The sequence below is a fragment of the Streptomyces sp. NPDC058291 genome, assembly GCF_042880855.1.
Classification (GTDB): domain Bacteria; phylum Actinomycetota; class Actinomycetes; order Streptomycetales; family Streptomycetaceae; genus Streptomyces.
This window is the reverse complement of sequence record NZ_JBHVYK010000014.1, coordinates 18,990-34,632: the sequence shown is the minus strand read 5'-3', so window position 1 is coordinate 34,632 and position 15,643 is coordinate 18,990. Positions and strand designations below refer to the sequence as shown.

The following is a 15,643-nucleotide window of genomic DNA, read 5'->3' as shown; positions in this document are numbered from 1 at the left end:
TCCGGAATCCGCTCACCGAACCCGGGGCTTCCCGCCCGACCGCTTCCCGAACAACTCCGCCTGCTCCTCGCCCCGCAGATTCCCCAGGGCGATGAGATGCGGCGCCTGGGCCCAGCCCGCCCCGCGGGCCGCCTCCGTCGCCGACCACAGGGCCCGTACCGTGCCCTGGACGCCGGTGGTCGGGTACGCGGCGACGATCGTGGCGCAGGCGGTGGCGGCCCCCAGTGCCTCGCCGGGGTCGGTGAGTTCGGAGACCAGGCCGACAGCGTGGGCCCGCCGGGCGGAGATCCGTTCGGCGGTGCCCATCAGCATCATGCGGGCGGCCTCGCCGTACGGCATCCGCTGGGCCATCAGGACGGACTCGTAGGCGCTGACCATGCCGTACGTGGTGTGCGGGTCGAAGAAGACGGCGTCCGCGCCCGCGACGACGAACTCGCACTCGCCGAGCAGATAGAAGGCGCCTCCGCAGGCCATGCCCTCCACGGCGGCGACGACCGGCTTCCACAGGTCGTTCGCCTTGGGGCCGACGGTGAGCAGCGGATCGTCCTGCATGTAGGGGGAGCCGGGCTGCGGCACGACGGCGTCCCGGTCGATCCCGGTGCAGAACGCCCGCCCTCCGGAGCCGGTCAGGACGACGGCCCGGACGCGGTCGTCGAAGCGCAACCGCCGCCAGACGTCCCGCAGTTCGTCGGCCGTCGCGAGGTCGATGGCGTTGAGCTTCTCCGGCCGGTCGAGGGTGACGACGGCGACGCCGGTGTCCTCGTCGGCGTCGAGGCGGACGCTCACGGCCGCTCCAGGATCCACTGCGGGAGCCCGTCGCCGTCGAAGACGACCTGCACGCGGGCGCCGATGCGGACCCGGTCGGGGGGGAAGGAGTCCAGGGCCGCCCCCGGTCCGCTCACCAGGTTTCCGACCAGCCGTATCCGGGGCGACTCGGCCAGCTCCACGACGATCACGTTGTAGGGGGCGTGCGCCGCGTACTCCGGCAGCAGGGGCGGGTGCGGGACGACGTAGGACCAGATCCGCCCGCGTCCCGAGACCGGCCGCCACTCGCTCGCGAAGGACTGGCAGTGCGGGCAGCAGGGGCGGGGCGGGAAGCGGGGCTCGTCGCAGTCGGCGCAGGCCTGGACGCGGAGCTCGCCCCGGGCGGCGTACCGCCAGAAGGGCGCGCCGTCGGGGTCGGTGACGGGGGTGAGCATCGTGGGGTCAACTCCTCGCACTGTCAGTTCCTGAGCAGCAGGGCGGACGTCGGGACGCCTTCGCCGGCGGTGACGAGACAGGCGGCGGCGTCCGGCACCTGGGCGGTGCTGGTCCCGCGCAGTTGCCTGACGCCTTCGTTGATCAGGTTGAAGCCGTGCACATAGGCCTCGCTCAGCCCGCCCCCGGCGGTGTTCAGGGGCAGCCGTCCGCCGATCTCCAGGGCGCCGCCCTCGGTGAAGGCGCCTCCCTCGCCGCGTCCGCAGAAGCCGTATCCCTCCAGGGAGAGCGGCACGAGGGCGGTGAAGGCGTCGTAGATCTGGGCGACGTCGACGTCGGCGGGGGTGAGGTCGGCGTGCTTCCACAGGTGCCTGGCCGCGGTCCAGGCGGGGCCGGTGAGGGGGTCGTCGTTCCAGTAGTTGACCATGCCGTGGTGCTGGGCGGGCAGGCCCTGGGCGGCCGAGTGCACGTAGACGGGCCGTCGCCGGCAGTCCCGGGCCCGTTCCCTGCCGACGATCACGCAGGCCAACGCGCCGTCCGTCTCCAGGCAGTTGTCGTAGAGGCAGAGCGGCTCGCTGATCCAGCGGGCGGTCATGTACATCTCGCGGGTGAGCGGACGTTCGTACATGATCGCCGCCGGGTTCTGGTTGGCCCGGTTGCGGCAGGCGAGGGCGACGTTGAAGAGGTGGTCGCGGGTCGCGCCGTACTCGTGCATGTAGCGGCGGGCCAGCATGGCTATCTCGTCGGCGGGCCGCAACAGCCCGAAGGGCCGGGTCCACTGGGCCGGGGTGGGCAGTTGGACGGCCGTGTTCGTCCACGGGCGGGGTCCGCTGCCCCGCTTGCGCGAGCGCCAGGCCACGCCCACCGTCGCCTGTCCGGCGGCGATCGCGGCGGCGAGGTGCGCGACGGTGGCGCACGAACCGCCGCCGCCGAAGCCCACCTTGCTGAAGAAGGTGAGGTCGCCGAAGCCGACGGCCTTGGCGAGTTCGACCTCGTCCGTCTCCTCCATCGTGTAGCTGGCGAGCGCGTCGACCTCGCCGGGCGCGATTCCGGCGTCGTCGAGGGCGGCGAGGACGGCCCGGCAGGCGAGCGTCTTCTCGGACTCGGGAAGGTGCTTGGCGAAGGGGGTCTGGCCGATGCCGACGATGGCGGTGGCGTCCTTGAGGGTCACGCTGCGCGCACCTCCGCGATGCGATATGGCGGCTGACAGTCCGTCAGGCTACCGCTAATCTGACGGGTAGTCAGCTACTGGCGGGGAGGCTCGTAATGCGCGGTGACGTGGAGTGGGGCAGCATTCCGGGCCTGGTGCGCGCGGCCGCCGAGCGGTACGCCGACGCCGAGGCGGTGGTGGAGGGCCGCACCCGGATCTCGTACGCCGAACTGGGCGCCCGCGTGGAGCGCGCGGCGGCGGCCTGTCTGGCGAACGGCGTCGAGGCGGGCGACCGGGTCGGCGTCTGGGCCCCGAACAGTTCCGAGTGGATGGTCGCGGCCCTGGGCGCGGTGTCGGCCGGCGCGGTGCTGGTGCCGGTCAACACGCGCTTCAAGGGCGCCGAGGCGGCGGACGTGCTGCGCCGGAGCGGTGCCAGGCTGCTGTTCATCACCGGTACGTTCCTCGGGACCTCGTACGTGGCGTCGCTGCGGCGCGCGGCCGGGGAGGGGCCCGGGGCGGGGCCGCTGGCGGGTCTGCCCGCGCTGGAACAGGCGGTCGTGCTGTCGGACGACGCCCCGGTCGGCTTCCGCACCTGGAAGGACTTCCTGGCGAGCGGAGAGGGCGTGGGAGGGGCGCAGGTCCGCCGGCGCGCGGACGCGGTGCGCGGGGACCAGCCCTCGGACATCGTCTTCACCTCGGGCACCACGGGCCGCCCCAAGGGCGCGGTGATCACCCACGCGCAGACCCTGCGCGCCTACGGGATCTGGAGCGACCTCGCGGGTCTGCGGCGCGGCGACCGCTACCTGATCGTCAACCCCTTCTTCCACACCTTCGGCTACAAGGCGGGCGTGATCGCCTGTCTGATGCGGGGCGCGACGATGATCCCGCAGCCGGTGTTCGACGTGGACGCGGTGCTGGCGCACGTGGCCTCGGAACGGGTGTCGGTGCTGCCCGGCCCCCCGACGCTCCACCAGTCCCTCCTGGACCATCCCGCCCGCGACCGGTACGACCTCTCGGCGCTGCGGCTGGTGGTGACGGGCGCGGCCGTGGTCCCGCTGCGCCTGGTGGAACGGCTGCGCGGCGAACTCGGCGTCGAGACCGTGCTGACGGCCTACGGCCTGTCGGAGGCGAGCGGCATCGTCACGATGTGCCGGCGGGGCGACGCGCCGGACGTCGTCGCCGCCACCTCGGGCCGGGCGATCCCGGGCACCGAGGTGAAGGTGGTCGACGACAGCGGCGCGGAACCGGCCCCGGGCAGGCCGGGCGAGGTGCTCGTGCGGGGCTTCACCGTCATGCGCGGCTACTACGAGGACCCGGCGGCGACGGCGCAGGCGCTGACCCCGGACGGCTGGCTGCGCACCGGGGACGTGGGCGTCCTGGACACCGAGGGCAACCTCCGCATCACCGACCGGATCAAGGACATGTTCATCGTCGGCGGCTTCAACGCCTACCCGGCGGAGATAGAGCAACTCCTCGGGCTGCACCCGGACGTGGCCGACGTCGCCGTGATCGGCGTCCCCGATCCCCGTCTGGGCGAGGTGGGCAGGGCGTACGTGGTCCGGCGGGCGGGCGCGGTGTCGACGGCCGACGACCTGATCGCCTGGGCCCGCCGCGAGATGGCGAACTACAAGGTGCCCAGGTCGGTGGAGTTCGTCCGCGAACTGCCCCGCAACGCGAGCGGCAAGGTGCTGAAGGGGGAGCTGCGGGGGCGGGAGGGACATCACTCCAAGGGGTGAAAAGGGCAGGAACCCCCCAGTGCATCAATGCTTGCGTTAATTTCCCTGGCCTGGACACGAGGGAGTACGAATCCGGTTCCCCGTACGCCTCGGCCGCGGCGGCGCCCCCTCCGCGCCGCCGCGGCCGATCCCCGCCGGGTGTGGCTCGTGTCAGGCCTTCGGTCAGGCCTTCTCGTCGGTCGCGTGGAAGTCGGCCGGCTCGTTCAGCGGCTCGGTGGTGGCGTGGAAGTCCTTGGCGGCGATCTCCTCGCCCGCCGCGTCCGCGGCCGGTCGGGTGTCGGCGATGACCGCCGGGGTCTCCGCCTTCTCGCTCGTCGCGTGGAAGTCGGCGGGCTTGACGGCGCCGGTGTTGTCGGCCATGAAGTGACTCCTAGGAAAAGAAAAGAAGCGGTGACGCAACGGATGGGAGCGGGAGCCGCCCGGCAGTACCCCCGTGGATTGCCGGGCGGTTCCCGCACGGCCGTTCACCTTGGGCGGCGTCCTGTGGCCTGATCCACAAAACCCCGCTCAGCGACGCGGCCGTCGCACCGAGCCGTCTGCCCCCCGACGCGACGGTCCGGCACCACAGACGGTGCCGCACGGCGATAAACGAATGATGAACGCCCCCGCGCGGCCCCTCACCCGACCGGCGCCGAGGCCAGCAGCGAGCGTACGTCCGCCGCCTCCGGCGACTTCAGTGCCTCGAACGCCGTCAGGGCCTCCTGCCAGCACACCCGCGCCCGGTCGAGCTGGCCGACGCCGTGCAGGCCCCGGCCGAGGGCGGTCAGGACGTTGGCGCGCCGCCAGTCCCCGCCGATGCCGTGCAGGACGGCGAGGGCCTGCTCCGCACAGGCGGCGGCGCGGGCCGGGGCGTGGTCGGCGAGATGGAGCTCGGCGAGCCGGAAGAGGGTCATGCCGTGCCACAGCTGCTGCCGGGCGTCCTGGAACATGCCGAGCGCGTCGGTCAGCGCCTCCAGCGCCAGAGCGATCTCCCCGGCGCTGGTCAGCGCCAGCCCCAGGGCGTACTTCCCGTTGGCCAGGCGCAGGGCCATGCCGGTGTCGTCGCGCTCGTAGAGGGCGACGCCCTGCCGGGCCAGGGAGACGGCGCTGTCGACGCGGCCGGTCGCCAGATGGACCCGGGACAGGTTGCACAGCGCGCTGGCCTCGCCCGGCGAGTTCCGGTCGGCGCGGAACGCGGCCAGCGCCTCGGTGAGGTGCTGCTCCGCCTCGTCGTGCCGGCCGGTGTAGAGGGCGATGATGCCCTGCTGGTTGGGCGCCTGGGCGCAGACGACCGGGTCCCCGGCGGCCAGGCCCAGTTTCAGCGCCGCACCCGCCTCACGGTCCGACTCGGAGAACTGGCCCGACACGCCCAGGAGGTGACTGTGCATCAGACGGGCCCTGCCCTCGGCGTAGGCGTCCCCGGTCCGCTGTGCGGCCGTGACCACCGCGGTGGCCGCCAGCACGTACTGGCGTGAGCTGATCCCCGACTCCCCGAGGTCGACGGCCGCGAAGAGCAGGTCGGCCGCGCGCCGCAGCATGCCCGCCGTGCCGGCCTGCTGCACCGCCGCCAACAGTCCGCTCGCCTCGGCGAACAGCCAGTCCAGCGCCTGGGCCCGGTCCGGGAACTCCAGGCCCGGGTAGCTGCCGCGGCTCAGGTGGTCCAGCACCCGCTCCCCGGGCCGCTCGATCGCGTAGACGCCCGTCGCGGTCGACAGGTAGAAGTCCAGCAGCCGCGACATCGCCGCCTCCGTCCGCCGCTGGCCGAGAGGCGCGGGTGACAGTCCGACGCCGGCCGACTCCTCGTCCCGTTCCGCGCACGACCGTGCGTACAGGCGCACCAGGTCGTGGTAGCGGTAGCGGCCCGGCGCGGCGGACTCCAGGAGGGAGGTGTCCACCAGGGATTCCAGCAGGTCCTCGGTGTCCTCCGGTGGCAGGTCCAGGACGGCGGCGGCCGCCGCGAGGGAGATGTCCGGGCCGTCCGCCAGGCCCAGCAGGCGGAACGCGCGGGCCTGGGCCGGCTCCAGCGCGCCGTAGCCGAGCTCGAAGGTCGCCTTCACGGCGAGGTCGCCGGCCTGGAGCTCGTCCAGTCTGCGCCGCTCGTCGGCGAGCTTCGCCGCCAGCACGGACACCGTCCAGGTGCGGCGGGCCGCGAGGCGGGACGCGGCGATGCGGATGGCCAGCGGCAGGAAGCCGCAGGCCGCCACCACGTCCAGGGCGGCCTTGCGCTCCGACGCCACCCGCTCCTCGCCGACGATCCGGGTGAACAGGGCCAGCGCCTCGTCCGGGGACATCACGTCCAGGTCGACGAGATGGGCGCCCGCCAGGTCGACCATCCGCACCCGGCTGGTGACCAGCGCCGCGCAGCCCGCCGTGCCCGGCAGCAGGGGCCGCACCTGCGCGGCGTCCCTCGCGTTGTCGAGCAGGACCAGGACCCGGCGTCCGTCCAGCACGGAGCGGTACAGCGCGGCCCGTTCCGCGAGGGAGTCCGGTATCGCCGAGTCGGCCGTGCCGAGCGCCCGCAGGAACGAGCCGAGCACGGTCTCCGGCTCGGCCGCCCGCGCCCCCGCCCCCTGGAGGTCGACGTACAACTGTCCGTCGGGGAAGGCGGAGCGCGCCTGGTGGGCGAGGTGCACGGCGAGGGTCGTCTTGCCGACGCCCCCGATCCCGGCCAGCGCGGAGACGGCCATGACCCGGCCGGCCCCGTCGTCGTCGCCCGGCCCGGACGCCGCCGCGAGGACCTCGCTCAGCTCCCGCACGAAGGCGGAGCGCCCGGTGAAGTCGGGCACCGTGGCCGGGAGCTGGGCGGGCCGCACCCGCACCACCGTGGGCTGCTCGGCCGGCGCGGACGGCTCGGCCAGCTCCGGGTCGGCCTGCAGGATGCGGCGCTGCAGCTCCCGCAGTCCCGCCCGCGGGTCCACCCCCAGCTCGTCCGCCAGCAGCCGCCGGGTGTCCGCGTACACCGCGAGCGCCTCCGCCTGCCGGCCGCTGCGGTACAGCGCCAGCATCAGCAGCTCGCGCAGCCGTTCGCGCAGCGGATAGGCCGCCGTCAGCGCGGTCAGCTCCGAGACCGCCTCCGCGTGGCAGCCCTGCTCCAGGTCCATGTCCAGCCGGGCTTCCAGCAGCCCGAGCCGCCACTCCTCCAGCCGGACGCGCTGGGCCTCCGCGTAGGGCCCGGGGACGCCGGCCAGCGCCTCGCCGTCCCACAGGGCCAGCGCCCGGTTCAGCACCTCCCGGGCCCGGCCCAGGTCGCCGGCCGCCCTCGCCTTCTCCGCCTCGGCCGCGCGCTCCTGCGCCTCGGTCAGGTCCAGCGCGCCCTCGCCCAGCCCGCGTACCGCGTAGCCGCCCGACTCGCTCACCAGGACGCCCGGGTCCAGCGCCTTGCGCAGCCGGGAGGCGTACGTCCGCACCGCCGCCAGCGCCTGCGAGGGCGGGTCGTCGCCCCACAGGGCGTCGATCAGCTCGGCGGCCGTGGCGGTCCGGCCCTCGCGCAGCAACAGGGCGGCCAGCAAGGCGCGTTGCTGGGGCGAGCCGGTGGCCAGCTGTTCGTCGCCGCGCCGGGCGCGCACCGGACCGAGCACATCGAAGCGCAGCGCGGCCGGCTCCCCGGAGGAACCGGGGCGCCTCTGCTGCGGCACACGTGGGCCGCCGTGCTCTGCGCGGTCGTCCATCAGGGCTCCCTTTAGGCATCCGAAGTACCAGCCCAGTTTGCCCTGTCCGCGCCGGGACCGTCAGCTGCGCGAGACGCCGATCACAGCTCGGCTCACGGGAGTTCGCCGCCTCGCGCGCGCCGCGGGCGCCCATCCGCGCACAGTCGATCGCCGGCGGACGCCCCAGGCTGGCTGACGGGCCGTCAGATCGGCGCTACCGTGCCTTCATGGACACCTCAGCGACCGCCTCGCCCGCCGCCTCGCCGGCCACCGCACCGCTCCCGCTGATCATCTCCGTCGACGACCACACCGTGGAGCCGGGCACCGTCTGGCAGGACCGCCTGCCGAAGAAGTACCTCGACGTCGGCCCGCGCACAGTCCGCGCGCCGCTGAAGGAGATGACCTTCCTCGGCGGCCGCTTCAAACCCGTCATGGGCGAGCCCGGCGACGAGGGCCCGGTCGGCGACTGGTGGGTCTACGAGGACCTGCGGCGCCCCCTCACCCGACTGGACACCGCCGTCGGCTTCAGCCGGGACGAGATCAAGCTGGAGGTCATCACCTACGAGCAGATGCGTCCGGGGTCGTACGACGTGCCCTCCCGGCTCGCCGACATGGACGTCAACCACGTCCAGTCCGCCGTCTGCTTCCCCACCTTCCCGCGCTTCTGCGGGCAGACGTTCACCGAGGCCGCCGACCGTGAGCTGGGTCTGCTGTGCGTGCGCGCCTACAACGACTGGATGGTGCAGGAGTGGTGCGGCCCGCAGGCCCACGGCCGGCTGATCCCCCTCACCCTCATCCCCCTGTGGGACGCCGAGCTTGCCGCGGCCGAGGTCCGCCGCAACGCCGAGCGCGGGGTCCGCGCGGTCGCCTTCTCCGAGATACCCCCGCACCTGGGCCTGCCGTCCGTGCACACGGACTACTGGGACCCGTTCCTGGCGGCCTGCGACGAGACCGGCACCGTCGTCGCCATGCACATCGGCTCCAGCAGCCGGATGCCGTCCACGTCGGAGGACGCCCCGCCCGCCGTCGGTTCCACCATCACCTTCGCCAACTGCTGCTTCTCGATGGTCGACTGGCTCATGAGCGGCAAGTTCGAGCGTTTTCCGAACCTGAAGGTGATGTACGCGGAGGGCCAGATCGGCTGGATCCCCTACATCCTGGAGCGCGCCGACGTGGTGTGGGAGGAGAACCGGGGCTGGGGCGGGGTCGCGGACAAGGTCCACCGTCCGCCGTCCGAGCTGTTCGCCGGCCATGTCTACGGCTGCTTCTTCGACGACGCCTTCGGGCTGCGCAACCTCGACTCCGTGGGTGTCGGGAACGTCCTCTACGAGACCGACTATCCCCACTCCGACTCCACCTGGCCGAAGTCCCGGGAGGTCGGCGAGGCCCAGATGGGCCACCTGGACCCGGACGTGGTCGAGCGGATCGTGCGGGGCAACGCGATCGAGCTGCTCGGGCTGACCGAGGACGGTCTGTGGAGCCCCCGGTGAGCCTCGCGTACGGCATCCAGCTCCCGGTCCAGTCCCAGTCGACGATCTACGCCGAGCCCTGGGAGGCCGACGCGGGCCCCGCCGACCTGGTCGAGATCGCCCGCGCCGCCGACCGGGCCGGCTTCGCCTACGTCGCCGCCTGCGACCACGTGGCGATCCCGCGCCGGCTGGCCGAGGCCATGAGCACCGTCTGGTACGACCCGGTGGCCACCCTCGCCCACCTCGCGGCCGTGACGACCCGCGTCCGCCTGCTCAGCCACGTCGCCGTCGTCGGCCTGCGCCATCCGCTCCTGACGGCCAAGCAGTACGCCACGCTCGACCACCTCGGCGGAGGCCGGCTGATCCTGGGCGTCGGCGCGGGGCACGTGCGGGAGGAGTTCGAGGCGCTGGGCGCGGACTTCGAGCGGCGCGGCGCGGTCCTGGACGAGACGATCGACGCCCTGCGCGCGGCCCTCGGCCCGGACGAGTTCCCCTCCCACCACGGGAAGGCGTACGACTTCGAGGAGCTCGGGCAGCGGCCCCGCCCCGCCCAGGCCCGGGTACCCGTCTGGGTCGGCGGCTCCTCCCCGGCCGCGGTGCGCCGGGCCGCGCTCAAGGGCGACGGCTGGCTGCCCCAGGGCGATCCGCGGGACCGGCTGCCCGCGCAGATCGAGCGGATCCGCCGGCTGCGCGCCGAGGCCGGCGCCGACGGGCCGTTCACCGTGGGCGCCATCGCCGAGCCGCTCTATGTGGGCACGCCCGGCTGGGACGTCGGCCGCCGCACCCTGTCCGGCTCGCCGCAGGCTCTCGCCGGGTCCCTGCGCGCCTACCGGGAGATGGGCGTCGACCAGGTCCAGGTCCGCTTCCGGTGCCGCGGTCGCGCCGAACTAACGGACCAGATCGCCGCGTTCGGCGCCGAGGTGGCTCCCTTGCTCGGCGCGTGATCGCACCGGGGGCGCCGGGATCGACGGGCGCACGTATCTGACGTTCCGTCAGATACGGCGCTACGATGCCGGTCCCAGTGAAGCGATGCCAGGGAGGCCGCCATGGGCAAGCTCGACGGACGGGTCGTCCTCGTCACCGGGGCCGCGCGGGGACAGGGCGAGCAGGAGGCCCGGCTGTTCCGGGCGGAGGGCGCCGAGGTCGTCGTCGCCGACGTCCTGGAGGAACAGGGCCGGGCGCTCGCCGAGGAGATCGGCGCGCTGTTCGTGCCGCTCGACGTCGGCAGCGAGGACGCCTGGCGGTCGGCCGTGCGCGCCGCGCAGGAGGCCCACGGCCGCCTCGACGGGCTCGTCAACAACGCCGGCATCCTGCGCTTCAACGCCCTCACCGACACCCCCCTCGACGAGTTCATGCAGGTGGTGCGGGTCAACCAGGTCGGCTGCTTCCTCGGCGTGAAGACGGCCGCGCCGGTCATGGCCGACGGGGGCACGATCGTCAACACGGCCTCGTACACCGCCGTGACCGGGATGGCGGCGGTGGGCGCGTACGCGGCGACCAAGCACGCGATCCTCGGGCTGACCCGGGTCGCGGCCCTGGAGCTCGCCCCGCGCGGCATCCGGGTCAACGCCGTGTGCCCGGGCGCGATCGACACCGCGATGTCCAACCCCTCCCTGCTGGACCCGGACGCGGACCGGGAGGAGACCGCGAAGGCCATCGACGGGCTGTACCGCAAACTCGTGCCGCTGGGCCGTATCGGCCGCCCGGAGGAGGTGGCGCGGCTCGCGCTGTTCCTCACCTGCGACGACTCCTCCTACATCACCGGGCAGCCGTTCGTGATCGACGGAGGATGGCTGGCCGGGGTCAGCATCATCTGACCACACGTCAGGTATTGACCCTCCGTGCGGGGGGTGCGACAGTCGGGCCAGCTGAACTGACGGTGTGTCAGATACCGGTCAGAAACCATGGGACATCAGAACCGGGGACGGTGAACCTCCTTGGAATTCGGGCTCTTTGTACAGGGATACGTGGGCAAGCGCGCCGAGACCGATCCACTCGCCGAGCACAAGGCGCTGATGGAGGAGACCGAGTACGTCATCCAGGCGGACAAGTCCGGCTTCAAGTACGCCTGGGCCTCCGAGCACCACTTCCTGGAGGAGTACTCGCACCTCTCCGCCAACGACGTCTACCTCGGCTACCTCGCCCACGCCACCGACCGCATCCACCTCGGCTCGGGCATCTTCAACCCCCTCGCGCAGGTCAACCACCCGGTCAAGGTCGCCGAGAAGGTCGCCATGCTCGACCACCTGACCGGCAATCGCTTCGAGTTCGGCTCCGGCCGCGGCGCCGGCTCCCACGAGATCCTCGGCTTCCTCCCGGGCATCACCGACATGAACTACACGAAGGAGATCTGGGAGGAGACCATCGCCGAGTTCCCCAAGATGTGGCTCCAGGACGAGTACGCGGGCTTCCAGGGCAAGCACTGGCAGCTCCCCCCGCGCAAGATCCTGCCGAAGCCGTACGGGAAGTCGCACCCGGCGATGTGGTACGCGGCCGGATCGCCGCCGTCGTACGCGATGGCCGCGAGGAAGGGCCTCGGGGTGCTGGGCTTCAGCATCCAGAAGGTGTCCGACATGGAGTGGGTCCTGGAGCAGTACAAGACGGCCGTCGTCAACGCCGAGCCGATCGGGGACTTCGTCAACGACAACGTCATGGTGACGACGACCGCGATCTGCGCGCCGACGCACGACGAGGCGATCCGCATCGCCGTCGAGGGCGAACTGCACTACCTGCCGTCCCTGGTGTTCCGCTACCACGACACCTTCCCGCGCCCCGAGGGCTTCCCCGTCTGGCCGGAGACGCTGCCCGAGTACAACGCCGAGTTCGTCGAACTCCTCGTCGAGGAGGAGCTGTTGATCTGCGGCGACCCGGACGAGGTGCTGCGGCAGTGCAAGCGGTGGGAGCAGGCCGGCGCGGACCAGCTGTCCTTCGGACTGCCGGTGGGGGTGCCCAAGGAGGAGACGCTGCAGACGATCCGGCTGATCGGGGAGCACGTGATCCCGAAGATCGACACGGATCCCGTGCACCGCACCACGCGGTTCCGCCAGGGCGCGTGACGCTGCTGCGGACTGCGGACTGCGGACTGCGGACTGCGGACTGCGGGCGCGCGGTCGCCGTCGGGGAGGCGGGTCGAGACGCGGCCGCGACCCGTCGTGGCCGCTCGCGCCCCCGCGGCGGAGCCGCACATCGATTCGGCCCGCGCCCCTGAGCGGCGCCGCCCGCAGGGGAGTCGAGGAGGAGCTCTCATGCTCGATCACGTCATCAAGGGCGCGACCGTCGTCGACGGGACGGGGGCGCCCGGCTTCGTCGCCGACGTCGGCCTCCGGGACGGGCGGATCGCCGTCGTCGGAACCGTCGCCGAGGAGACGCGCACCGCCGAGGACGCCGCCGGACTCGTGCTCGCGCCCGGGTTCGTCGATCCGCACACGCACTACGACGCACAGCTGTTCTGGGACCCGTACGCCACCCCCTCGCTCAACCACGGGGTGACCACGGTCGCGGCCGGGAACTGCGGCTTCACCCTCGCGCCGCTCAACCCCGACCGCCCCGAGGACGCCGACTACACCCGCCGCATGATGTCCAAGGTCGAGGGCATGTCCCTGGTCGCGCTGGAAGAGGGCGCGCCCTGGAGCTGGCACGGGTTCGGGGAGTACCTGGACGCCCTCGAGGGGCGGATCGCCGTCAACGCGGGATTCATGGTCGGGCACTGCGCCCTGCGCCGGTACGTGATGGGGCCGGACGCCGTCGGCGGACAGCCCAGCCAGGAGCAGCTCGCCCAGATCGTGCGGCTCCTGCACGAGGCGATGGACGCGGGGGCGTGGGGCTTCTCCACCACCCAGTCGTCCACCCACTCCGACGGCGACGGGCGGCCGGTCGCCTCCCGGCACGCCCTGCCCGCGGAGCTGCTGGCGCTGTCGCGGGCCGTCGGCGAGCACGAGGGCACCCAGATCGAGGCGATCGTGGCCGGCTGCCTGGACCAGTTCAGCGACGCCGAGATCGACCTGTTCGCGGAGATGAGCGCGGCGGCCGGCCGCCCCCTGAACTGGAACGTCCTCACCGTCGACGCGGCCGTCCCGGAACGGGTGCCCCGCCAGCTCCTGGCGAGCGAGCGGGCCCGCAAGGCGGGCGGCAGGGTCGTGGCGCTCACCATGCCGATCCTCACGCCGATGAACATGTCCCTGGGCACGTTCTGCGCGCTGAACCTGATCCCCGGCTGGGGGCCGATCCTCGGCCTGCCGGTCCCGGAGCGGATCGACAGACTGCGGGACCCGGCCGTGCGGGCCGAGATGCTGCGGCGCGCCGACTCCAGGGAGGCGGGCGTCTTCCGGCGGCTGGCCGACTTCGGGCGGTACGTCGTCGGCGACACCTACAGCGCGGCGAACGAGGGCCTGACCGGACGGGTCGTGCGGGACGTCGCCGCCGAACGCGGCATCGACCCGTTCGCCTGCCTGGTGGAGATCTGCGCGGCCGACGAGCTGCGCACGGTCCTGTGGCCGATGCCCACGGACAACGACCCCGACTCGTGGGCGCTGCGCGCGCAGACCTGGAGCCACGAGGACGTCCTGCTCGGCGGCTCCGACGCGGGCGCGCACCTGGACCGCATGTGCGGCGCGCCGTACACCACGCGCTTCCTGGGCGACTGTCTGCGCGGCCGGAGGCTGGTCGGTCTGGAGCAGGCGGTGAAGATGCTCACCGACGACCCGGCGCGACTGTTCGGTCTGCGGGAACGGGGTCGGATCCAGGAGGGCTTCCATGCGGACCTGGTGCTGTTCGACCCGGAGCGGATCGACGCGGGCAAGGCCACCCTGGTGCACGATCTGCCGGGTGACAGTCCGCGGCTGGACTCGCGGGCGATCGGCGTGCGGGCCGTCTGGGTCAACGGCGTGGCGGCCATCCGGGACGACGTGGTGACGGGCGCCGTGCCGGGGCGGGTGCTGCGCTCGGGCCGGGACACCAGGACGGTGAGCACCCGGTGAGCGGGGAAACGGCCGACGGGCAGCCGCTGTTCGTGGGAGGGGAGTGGACGGAGCCGGACGGCGGTCACCACGAGGTCGTCGACCCGGCGACCGAGGAGACCGTCGGCTGGGCTCCCGAGGCCTCGGTGGAACAGGTGCGGGCGGCCTGCGCGGCGGCACGCGAGGCGTTCGGGCCGTGGTCGCGCACCCCGCCGCGGGAGCGGGCGGCGGTGCTGGCCCGGGCGGCCGACCACATCCGGGCCCGGCTGCTGCCGTACGCCGAGCTGGCCCAGGCGGAGACCGGCGCGACGACCGGGACGGCGCGCGGCATGCAGGTCGGGGTGGGCGCGGCCCGCTTCCGCCGGTACGCGCACGTGGAGCCCGCCGAGTGGCCGGTTCCGCCGCAGATCAACGAGGCGGGCCCGATGGGGAAGGCCGCTGTCATGGGCGCGCTGGCCGTCCGCCAGCCCGTGGGCGTCGTCGCCTGCGTGACCTCCTACAACAACCCGTGGGCCAACCCGGCCGGGAAGATCGCCCCCGCCCTGGCGATGGGCAACACGGTCGTGGTGAAACCGGCCCCGCAGGACCCCCTGTCCGTCTACCGGATGGCGGAGGCGCTGGAGGCGGCGGGCGTGCCGCGCGGGGTGGTCAACGTCGTCTCGGGGCGCGCCGTCGGGATCGGTGAGACGGCCGTGTCGTCGCCGGACGTCGACATGGTCAGCTTCACCGGCTCGACGGCCGTCGGACAGCGCATCGCCGAGGTGTGCGGGCGGCAGATGAGACGCCAGCTGATGGAGCTGGGCGGCAAGGGAGCGGCGGTCGTCCTCGACGACGCGGACCTGGCCTCGGCGGTGGCCGGCATCGGCACCACGTTCTCCTTCTACAGCGGCCAGATCTGCACGGCGCCGACGCGGGTGCTGGCGCAGCGCGGGGTGTACGACCGACTGGTGGAGCGACTCGCCGCCTATGCGAGCCGGTTGAAGGTGGGCGACCCGCGGGAGACGGACACGGTGGTCGGCCCGGTGATCTCGGCCGCGCACCGGGACCGCGTGGAGTCGTACGTCGAACTGGGCCGCAAGGAGGGCGCGGTGGTGGTGACCGGTGGCGAACGCCCTGCGCTGGAGCGGGGTTTCTACGTCGCCCCGACCCTGCTCGCCGACTGCACCAACGACATGCGGGTGGCCCGGGAGGAGATCTTCGGGCCGGTGGTCGTCGTCATCCCCTTCGACGAGGAGGAAGAGGGGATCGCCCTCGCCAACGACAGCGACTACGGCCTCATCGACTACGTCTGGTCGGCCGACGTGGCCCGCGCCTTCCGCGTGGCGCGGCGGCTGCGGGCCGGCGGCGTCGGCGTCAACACCGTCGGCCGCAACATGGAGGCGCCGTTCGGCGGCTTCAAGAGGAGCGGGGTCGGCCGCGACGTCGGCTCGTACGCGCTGCACGCCTACAGCGAGGTACAGGCGATCGTCTGGCCGGGGTGAGCCCCGACCGGACGACGGGCCCTTCCGCG

The 15,643-nt window shown here is 73.2% G+C and carries 12 protein-coding genes; 7 read left to right on the top strand and 5 right to left on the bottom strand.

The window, feature by feature from the left end; translation table 11 throughout:
• Positions 1–12: 12 nt before the first annotated feature.
• Genes ACFVYK_RS09785 through ACFVYK_RS09775 form a run of 3 tightly spaced genes read right to left on the bottom strand, consistent with a single transcriptional unit; the run spans position 13 to position 2,368 of the window.
• A complete protein-coding gene (locus tag ACFVYK_RS09785) occupies positions 13–786 on the bottom strand; it encodes an enoyl-CoA hydratase/isomerase family protein (RefSeq protein ID WP_389770826.1) in 774 nt (257 codons plus the stop codon).
• Positions 783–1,199 (bottom strand): Zn-ribbon domain-containing OB-fold protein, encoded by a 417-nt coding sequence (locus ACFVYK_RS09780; protein ID WP_389770824.1) that lies wholly within the window; start codon positions 1,197–1,199, stop codon positions 783–785. Before ACFVYK_RS09780 ends, ACFVYK_RS09785 begins: the two co-directional genes overlap by 4 nt.
• Positions 1,200–1,222: 23 nt before the next feature.
• Complete coding sequence (locus ACFVYK_RS09775) at positions 1,223–2,368, bottom strand: lipid-transfer protein (protein ID WP_389770821.1); 1,146 nt, start codon at positions 2,366–2,368, stop codon at positions 1,223–1,225.
• Between the two features lie 95 nt (positions 2,369–2,463).
• On the opposite strand from ACFVYK_RS09775, the gene ACFVYK_RS09770 reads away from it, so the two are divergent.
• Positions 2,464–4,083 (top strand): FadD3 family acyl-CoA ligase, encoded by a 1,620-nt coding sequence (locus ACFVYK_RS09770; RefSeq protein WP_389770819.1) that lies wholly within the window; start codon positions 2,464–2,466, stop codon positions 4,081–4,083.
• Between the two features lie 162 nt (positions 4,084–4,245).
• Here the strand turns inward: ACFVYK_RS09770 and ACFVYK_RS09765 are convergent, their stop codons facing one another.
• Together ACFVYK_RS09765 and ACFVYK_RS09760 are read right to left on the bottom strand one after the other, a co-directional pair.
• Positions 4,246–4,443, bottom strand: a complete 198-nt coding sequence (locus ACFVYK_RS09765; protein ID WP_389770817.1) for a hypothetical protein — start codon at positions 4,441–4,443, stop codon at positions 4,246–4,248.
• 257 nt (positions 4,444–4,700) lie between these two features.
• On the bottom strand, positions 4,701–7,730 hold the full coding sequence (locus ACFVYK_RS09760) for a BTAD domain-containing putative transcriptional regulator (RefSeq protein WP_389770814.1): 3,030 nt from the start codon (positions 7,728–7,730) through the stop codon (positions 4,701–4,703).
• A gap of 206 nt (positions 7,731–7,936) precedes the next feature.
• Between ACFVYK_RS09760 and ACFVYK_RS09755 the strand changes: the two genes are divergently transcribed.
• The 6 genes from ACFVYK_RS09755 to ACFVYK_RS09730 all read left to right on the top strand — a co-directional run bounded on the left by ACFVYK_RS09755 (position 7,937) and on the right by ACFVYK_RS09730 (position 15,614).
• Positions 7,937–9,199, top strand: a complete 1,263-nt coding sequence (locus ACFVYK_RS09755) for an amidohydrolase family protein (protein ID WP_389770812.1) — start codon at positions 7,937–7,939, stop codon at positions 9,197–9,199.
• A complete protein-coding gene (locus ACFVYK_RS09750) occupies positions 9,196–10,122 on the top strand; it encodes an LLM class F420-dependent oxidoreductase (protein ID WP_389770809.1) in 927 nt (308 codons plus the stop codon). The genes ACFVYK_RS09755 and ACFVYK_RS09750 overlap by 4 nt, the downstream gene beginning before the upstream one ends.
• Before the next feature lie 102 nt (positions 10,123–10,224).
• Positions 10,225–10,995, top strand: a complete 771-nt coding sequence (locus ACFVYK_RS09745; protein WP_389770807.1) for an SDR family NAD(P)-dependent oxidoreductase — start codon at positions 10,225–10,227, stop codon at positions 10,993–10,995.
• Between the two features lie 120 nt (positions 10,996–11,115).
• Positions 11,116–12,234, top strand: a complete 1,119-nt coding sequence (locus tag ACFVYK_RS09740; protein ID WP_389770805.1) for an LLM class flavin-dependent oxidoreductase — start codon at positions 11,116–11,118, stop codon at positions 12,232–12,234.
• A 189-nt stretch (positions 12,235–12,423) separates the two neighbouring features.
• A complete protein-coding gene (locus tag ACFVYK_RS09735; RefSeq protein WP_389770803.1) occupies positions 12,424–14,154 on the top strand; it encodes an amidohydrolase family protein in 1,731 nt (576 codons plus the stop codon).
• Positions 14,151–15,614, top strand: a complete 1,464-nt coding sequence (locus ACFVYK_RS09730; protein WP_389770801.1) for an aldehyde dehydrogenase family protein — start codon at positions 14,151–14,153, stop codon at positions 15,612–15,614. The genes ACFVYK_RS09735 and ACFVYK_RS09730 overlap by 4 nt, the downstream gene beginning before the upstream one ends.
• Positions 15,615–15,643: the final 29 nt, after the last annotated feature.

Bases quoted from the DNA above. Each gene is read 5' to 3' on its own strand.
- ACFVYK_RS09735 (WP_389770803.1), top strand. From the start codon at position 12,424: ATGCTCGATCACGTCATCAAGGGCGCGACCGTCGTCGACGGGACGGGG.
- ACFVYK_RS09760 (WP_389770814.1), bottom strand. From the start codon at position 7,730: ATGGACGACCGCGCAGAGCACGGCGGCCCACGTGTGCCGCAGCAGAGG.
- ACFVYK_RS09755 (WP_389770812.1), top strand. From the start codon at position 7,937: ATGGACACCTCAGCGACCGCCTCGCCCGCCGCCTCGCCGGCCACCGCA.
- ACFVYK_RS09780 (WP_389770824.1), bottom strand. From the start codon at position 1,199: ATGCTCACCCCCGTCACCGACCCCGACGGCGCGCCCTTCTGGCGGTAC.
- ACFVYK_RS09770 (WP_389770819.1), top strand. From the start codon at position 2,464: ATGCGCGGTGACGTGGAGTGGGGCAGCATTCCGGGCCTGGTGCGCGCG.
- ACFVYK_RS09765 (WP_389770817.1), bottom strand. From the start codon at position 4,443: ATGGCCGACAACACCGGCGCCGTCAAGCCCGCCGACTTCCACGCGACG.
- ACFVYK_RS09745 (WP_389770807.1), top strand. From the start codon at position 10,225: ATGGGCAAGCTCGACGGACGGGTCGTCCTCGTCACCGGGGCCGCGCGG.